Raw genomic sequence first — 6,308 nt, forward strand, 5'->3', positions numbered from 1 at the left:
ATGCGAGCCATTTCGAGGCCGAGATCGAGCGTCTGCCGGAGACCTCCGGCAACAAGGACGAGCTTGAGGCGCTCGCGCGCTCGGCCATGTCGCAGTTCGAGAGCTACGTGAAGCTCAACAAGAAGATCAGCCCCGAGGTGCTCGGCACCATCAGCCAGATCGAGGATCACTCGAAGCTCGCCGATACCATTGCCTCGCATCTCGCCATCAAGCTCTCCGACAAGCAGGACGTGCTCGAGATCACGCGCATCTCCGAGCGCCTGGAGCGCGTCTACACGCTGATGGAGAGCGAGATCTCCGTGCTGCAGGTCGAGAAGAAGATCCGCAGCCGCGTCAAGCGCCAGATGGAGAAGACTCAGCGCGAGTACTACTTGAATGAGCAGATGAAGGCCATTCAGAAGGAGCTGGGCGAAATCGAAGATGCGCCCAACGAGCTCGCCGAGCTGGAACAGCGCATCCAGAAGGCCGGCATGCCCAAGGAAGCGCGCGACAAGGCGATGAGCGAGCTGAACAAGCTGAAGCTCATGTCGCCCATGTCCGCCGAAGCCACCGTGGTGCGCAACTACGTCGACTGGCTGGTGAAGGCGCCCTGGAAGAAGAAGACCAAGGTCCACAACGACATCAACCTCGCCGAGAAAGTGCTCGACGAGGATCACTACGGGCTGGAGAAGGTGAAGGAGCGCATCGTCGAATACCTCGCCGTCCAGCAGCGCGTGAAGACGCTCAAGGGTCCGATCCTGTGCCTGGTCGGTCCGCCGGGCGTCGGCAAGACCTCGCTCGGTCAGTCGATCGCGCGTGCCACCAATCGCAAGTTCGTGCGCATGTCACTGGGTGGCGTGCGCGACGAGGCCGAGATTCGTGGCCATCGCCGCACGTACATCGGCTCCATGCCCGGCAAGATCATCCAGAACATGGTCAAGACCGGCGTGCACAATCCGCTGTTCCTGCTGGACGAGATCGACAAGATGGCCATGGACTTCCGTGGCGATCCGTCCTCCGCCTTGTTGGAGGTGCTCGACCCCGAGCAGAACTCGACGTTCAACGACCACTACCTGGAAGTGGACTTCGATCTGTCCGAAGTGATGTTCGTGTGTACCGCGAACAGCCTGAACATTCCGGCGCCGCTGCTGGATCGCATGGAAGTGATCCGTCTGCCCGGCTACACCGAGGACGAAAAGAGCGCCATCGCGCAGCGTTATCTGATTCCGAAGCAGATGAAGCAGAACGGCCTGAAGGACAACGAGCTGAAAGTGTCCGAAGCCGCCGTGCTCGACATCATTCGCTACTACACGCGCGAAGCGGGCGTTCGTAACCTCGAGCGCGAAATTTCGAAGCTGTGCCGTAAGGCGGTGAAGCAGTTGCTCACCAAGGGCGAGCCGAACCAGATCACCATCACGCCGAAGAACCTGTCGAAATATCTTGGCGTGCGTCGTTTCCGATATGGCCGTGCCGAAGAGCAGGATCATATCGGGCAGGTGACGGGTCTCGCGTGGACCGAAGTGGGCGGCGAGTTGCTCACCATCGAAGCGGCCATCGTATCCGGCAAGGGCAAGCTCACTCACACCGGCCAGCTGGGCGAGGTGATGCAGGAGTCCATCCAAGCCGCCATGACCGTCGTGCGCAGCCGTGCGGCCCTGCTGGGCCTGGATCCGGATTTCTATCAGAAGGTGGATGTCCACATTCACGTGCCCGAGGGTGCGACGCCGAAGGACGGTCCGAGCGCGGGTATCGGCATGTGCACGGCGCTGGTCTCGGCGCTCACCAAGGTGCCGGTGCGCTCGGATGTCGCCATGACCGGCGAGATCACGTTGCGCGGACAGGTGCTGCCGATCGGCGGTCTCAAGGAAAAACTGCTGGCGGCGCATCGCGGCGGCATCCGCACGGTGCTGATCCCGGACGACAACACCAAGGACCTGGCCGAGATTCCGCAGAACATCAAGGACAGCCTGGAGATCAAGTCGGTCAAGTGGATCGACGAGGTGTTGCAGGTGGCCCTCAAACACATGCCCGCGCCTACGCCGGTGGCTGCCGAGCCGTCGCGCGGCAATGACAAATCACCCCGGCCGCGTCGCGTCGCCAAGCGTTCCAGCAAGCAGGTCCGGGCCCACTGAGGCGGGTCCGCTGGACTGAACATAGCCCCGGAGCCCGGGTCGAAAGCCAGGCTCCGGGCGGGTTCACCTGCCCCTGACCCTTGAATCAACCGACAGCAGCCCGGCATCGTGCTTCCTTTCTCCGCCGCCCGCTGCTATAACGCGCCCCCGTTCTGACGCGATCGCTTGTCGGGTCGTGGCCGGGAACGTGGCTTTCTACAAGAAGGAAACCGAATATGAACAAAGCCGAGCTGATCGACGCCGTGAGCACCAAGACGGGCCTGCAGAAGGCCGAGGCTACGCGTGCCGTCGATGCGGTTTTCGACGCGGTTACCGAGGCCCTGAAGGGCGGCGATTCCGTATCGCTGCTGGGCTTCGGCACGTTCGTGGTGAAGGCCCGTGCGGCCCGCGCCGGACGCAATCCGCGCACCGGCGAGACGATCGAAATCGCCGCCACGAAAGTTCCTGGTTTCAAAGCTGGCAAGGCTCTGAAGGATGCTGTAAATTAGCGCGCCTTCGAAACGGGGGGCTTAAGCCCCTCGCTCGCCAGGGTACTGATTGAGCGCAGGTTCACGAGTACTGTCACAGTAATCGTCGGGTGCTTAGCTCAGCGGTAGAGCGTCGCCCTTACAAGGCGAATGTCGTGGGTTCGATCCCCTCAGCACCCACCACTCTGCAGTGACAACAGAGTGCTCAATTCGAAGTCACAAAGGTTCCAGCGCGGAGCGGTAGTTCAGCTGGTTAGAATACCGGCCTGTCACGCCGGGGGTCGCGGGTTCGAGTCCCGTCCGCTCCGCCATCTTTTTGTGAACTTCCCCAATGACTTACGCGCCTGACGCCGGCGCGTACTGACCAATTCACTGCCCACGCCGGCGGGGCCTGCGGCCGGCACAATGTTTCCTCCTTCCGAAACATTGCCGTGCGCAGGGCCTGCGGCCGGCACGCCTGCGGCGGGCACAATGTTTCCTCCTTCCGGAGCATCGCTGTGCGCAGCACCTGCGGCCGGCACGACTGCGGCGGGCACACTGTTTCCTCCTTCCGGAACATTGCCGTGCGCAGCACCTGCGGCGGGCACAATGTTTCCTCCCTCCGGAACGTTGCCGTGCGCAGCACCTGCGGCCGGCGCACTAGTTCCTCCCTCCGGAACGTTGCTGTGCGCAGCACCGCGGGCGCGACGGATCGCGTCGACACCGTCGCGTCGTTCGCCCTGCACCCACGCGGCGTACACCGTCCACATCGTGAGCTCACTGTGCCCGTGCTGCTCGGCGACTCGCATCGGGTTCTCGCCCACCATCAGCTGCCAACTCACCGAGGTGTGGCGCGCGTGATAGGGCGGGCGATAGTGGATGGGCAGACGCGTCAAGGTGTCGCGCCAGCGACGGCCGGTGACCGCCAGACTGCGAATCGGCGCCCCGCGCTCGGTGAAGAACAGGCTGTCGTGATCAATCCAGCCGCGCCTGACGAATTGCGCGCGCAACTGCAATTGCCGCTCAATCACCGCCACCGCCCGCGCGCACAGCTCGACACTGCGATCGCGGCGGTTCTTGGTCGAGGCGCGTTCGCGGCCGCGCACGCGGGTCTTGGTGATGTTGAGGAGCTTATTCGCGCGATCGTAGTCGCTCACGCGCAGCGCGATCTCTTCACAGCAGCGTAAGCCCGTGAAGAAACGCAGCTCATCGAAGTTGCCCTGGAACTCGCCCCAATCGGCATGCAGCGCGCGGATGAACGTCTCCGCATCCTGAATGCTGAACGGTTCCGGCCCCTTCTTTTTCTTGTTCTTGGCGTATTCCAACGCAGCCGCCGGATTGTGATAGCCCGCATGATCGCGGCCGCCAAAGGCGAAGGCGCCCTTCACACAGCGCAGCGCATTGTTGTACGTCTTCGCGCTCCACGACCCGCCGTCCGCAATCTTCACCAGCATCGAGTACGTGATCGATAAGAAGGGCAGGGGCCCGAGCGCCGGACGCCAGCAGCGATTCAAGATGCGCCGATACTCCTCCACAGTCTCGGGCGTGAGATCATGGCGGGCCGCCTGGGCCGTCAGATGGTGCGCAAACAGGTCGAACACGTCGGCGCACGTTTGCGCACTCGCCGGCACGCGCAGCCCATGTCGCGCGGCATACTCCGGAAACATTTCGGCGAGCCGAAACGTGCCTTGCTTGATCTGCATCACCATGAAGGCGCGCGCCTGGCGCGCTTGGGTGAGGTTCGCCGCCGTGGGCGCCAGTCGAAGGGTCGGGCGGATACGCTTGCCGCCGATCCGAAGATCAATGCGAATGCGATCCGGGCCGGCCGCGGCCACGCAGCCGGTGCGCGTAGGTCGTCCGCGCCCACGACGCGGCGTTCGTTGCGTGTGGCGCGCGCGGCGTGTTCTTTGACTCATCGTAAGAAGACTCGCCTGAGCACGGGATCGGCCCTGGCCATGCGTGTGAATGCAGGACCTCCCTGGTGCTCATTGTAAACCTTTCGGCCGCCCACGCTGGCCGCGCAATCGATGCACGTCAACTGGGGTCAGGTGCACGTCGGAGGATCGCCTGTCGATTCAGCACTGCCGTGGTTGAGTCGCCCTGCACGAGCCGCGCAACTTCGGTGAGCAGGTCTGGCGGCGTCGGCCGGTGGAGCGCTGCGGGAGACGACTGATCCCAAACAGACGGGTGAGCACGCTAGTGCGGAATCTCCTCTGTCAGATAGATTGCGCGGCGAATGTCCGCGAGTCCATCTTCACGGGCACTCTTTGGCCATGCCCCGTAGGTACTGAGCATGGTGACCAAGCTGTGGCCGTGTAGCTCGGCCAGTCGTACCGGATTGCGGCCGATCATCAGGTTCCAGCTCACGAATGAGTGTCGAGCCACATATGGCTTGCGGAACGGAATCTGCAGCCGATCGAAAGTACGTCGCCAGCGGCGATACGGGTTCTTCGTGTCCAGAAATGGGCGCCCATCTCGATCAAAGAATAGCTGCTCGTGATCGATGCGGCCGGCCTGCTTGAGCCGCTCTCTCAGTATCAACTGGCGGGACAGCACGGCAAGGGCGCGCGGGCAGAGTTCGACGTCGCGAGCCTCCCCCGTCTTCGTCGTATCTCGGGTGAGGCGCCGTGTGCGCGATTTCGTCACGGATACTGCCCCACGGGCAGCGTCAAAATCGGAAACGAGGAGCGCAATCTGTTCCGAGGGACGCAGACCCGAGAAGATCCGGAACTCATCATAGTTGTCCTGCGCCTCACCCCAGCGCTCATGGATGGCAGCGATTAAGCTCTCCGCCTCGGCAATACTGAAGGGTTCGATCGGCGGGCGGTCGCGCCGGCGGATGCGGACACATTTCATGAACGCCGCGGGATTGTGCTGTTCGGGGTGATCTCGATAACCGTACTCGAACACACGTCGGATCGCACTTACGAGATTGTTGTACGTCTTCTTGCTCACGCTCTGGGCATCTGCGACTTTCTCGAGCGTTGAGTAGCGCACACCCAGAAAAGGGAGGTGGCCGATTGTTGGGCGCCATGTGTGATTGAGAATTTGTCGATATGACGCGGCGGTGCTCGGTGCCAGGTCATCGCGGCTGACTCGTGCCTCACAATGCGCAAGAAACCGGTCGAAGACTTCCGAGCAGGTGAGTGTCTGCGGGGCCAAGCCAAGGCGTTTGCGGCAGCGATACTCGGGGAAACTATTGGCGAAGGAAAATGTGCCTGCGGCAATCTGAGCTTTGTAGATGAGCATCAGCCCGCCTGCCCGCTTCAAGTTGATCTCATTGGGGAACCAACGAACGGTCGGTCGGAACCGCTTTCCATCGATGCGCAGATCAAACCTGATGCGGTTACCGGCGGGAACGACGCCGCCTGAGATTGTCCGTTTACCCACGAGTGCCTCCACCAAGTGGGTGCACCCCGCATTCGCACGTTCCTGATGTATCCGCGGCGGGTACGCGCGTGAGTTTCTTCAGAGGTCCTACATAGTCATGTCGCTCTGAGCCGTCAAGTAGCTCTGAGGGCGGCAAAGGATGCGTCATTCACCCAATCGCGCGTTGCTTCATTCGCTTGCGGCACGGCTGAAGCACACGTGCATTGCGGCTGGGTGAGCCCCATGAAACTGGGCAGTACGCGCGGGAATTGATGCCTCTGACCTGCTAGCCGAATTTCGGACCAGCGACAACTTTGTGGGATGATGGCTCCTCGGATCGAGGAGCAAGATGAAGAAGAGCCGATTTACAGAAGAACAGATG

General features: G+C 62.2%; 4 protein-coding genes and 2 tRNA genes. 4 read left to right on the top strand and 2 right to left on the bottom strand.

Going from position 1 to position 6,308, the window contains the following annotated elements; genetic code table 11:
• The 4 genes from lon to VGE08_RS17475 all read left to right on the top strand — a co-directional run.
• On the top strand, positions 1–2,111 hold a 2,111-nt coding region (gene lon / locus VGE08_RS17460), incomplete at its 5' end, for an endopeptidase La (protein ID WP_349258734.1).
• A gap of 215 nt (positions 2,112–2,326) precedes the next feature.
• Positions 2,327–2,599 carry an HU family DNA-binding protein gene (locus tag VGE08_RS17465; RefSeq protein WP_203167952.1) on the top strand — a complete coding sequence of 91 codons (273 nt, stop codon included), beginning with the start codon at positions 2,327–2,329 and terminating at the stop codon, positions 2,597–2,599.
• 87 nt (positions 2,600–2,686) lie between these two features.
• Positions 2,687–2,761: transfer RNA gene (locus VGE08_RS17470), tRNA-Val, on the top strand.
• 51 nt (positions 2,762–2,812) lie between these two features.
• Positions 2,813–2,889, top strand: a tRNA-Asp gene (locus VGE08_RS17475).
• Here VGE08_RS17475 and VGE08_RS26580 read toward each other — a convergent pair.
• On the bottom strand, positions 2,848–4,473 hold the full coding sequence (locus VGE08_RS26580) for an Arm DNA-binding domain-containing protein (RefSeq protein ID WP_414717507.1): 1,626 nt from the start codon (positions 4,471–4,473) through the stop codon (positions 2,848–2,850). The genes VGE08_RS17475 and VGE08_RS26580 overlap by 42 nt on opposite strands.
• Before the next feature lie 280 nt (positions 4,474–4,753).
• A complete protein-coding gene (locus VGE08_RS17490) occupies positions 4,754–5,947 on the bottom strand; it encodes an Arm DNA-binding domain-containing protein (RefSeq protein ID WP_331069196.1) in 1,194 nt (397 codons plus the stop codon).
• Positions 5,948–6,308: the final 361 nt, after the last annotated feature.

Source organism: Steroidobacter sp. (assembly GCF_036406195.1).
Taxonomy (GTDB): Bacteria; Pseudomonadota; Gammaproteobacteria; order Steroidobacterales; family Steroidobacteraceae; genus Steroidobacter.

Bases quoted from the DNA above. Each gene is read 5' to 3' on its own strand.
- VGE08_RS17465 (WP_203167952.1), top strand. From the start codon at position 2,327: ATGAACAAAGCCGAGCTGATCGACGCCGTGAGCACCAAGACGGGCCTG.
- VGE08_RS26580 (WP_414717507.1), bottom strand. From the start codon at position 4,473: ATGAGTCAAAGAACACGCCGCGCGCGCCACACGCAACGAACGCCGCGT.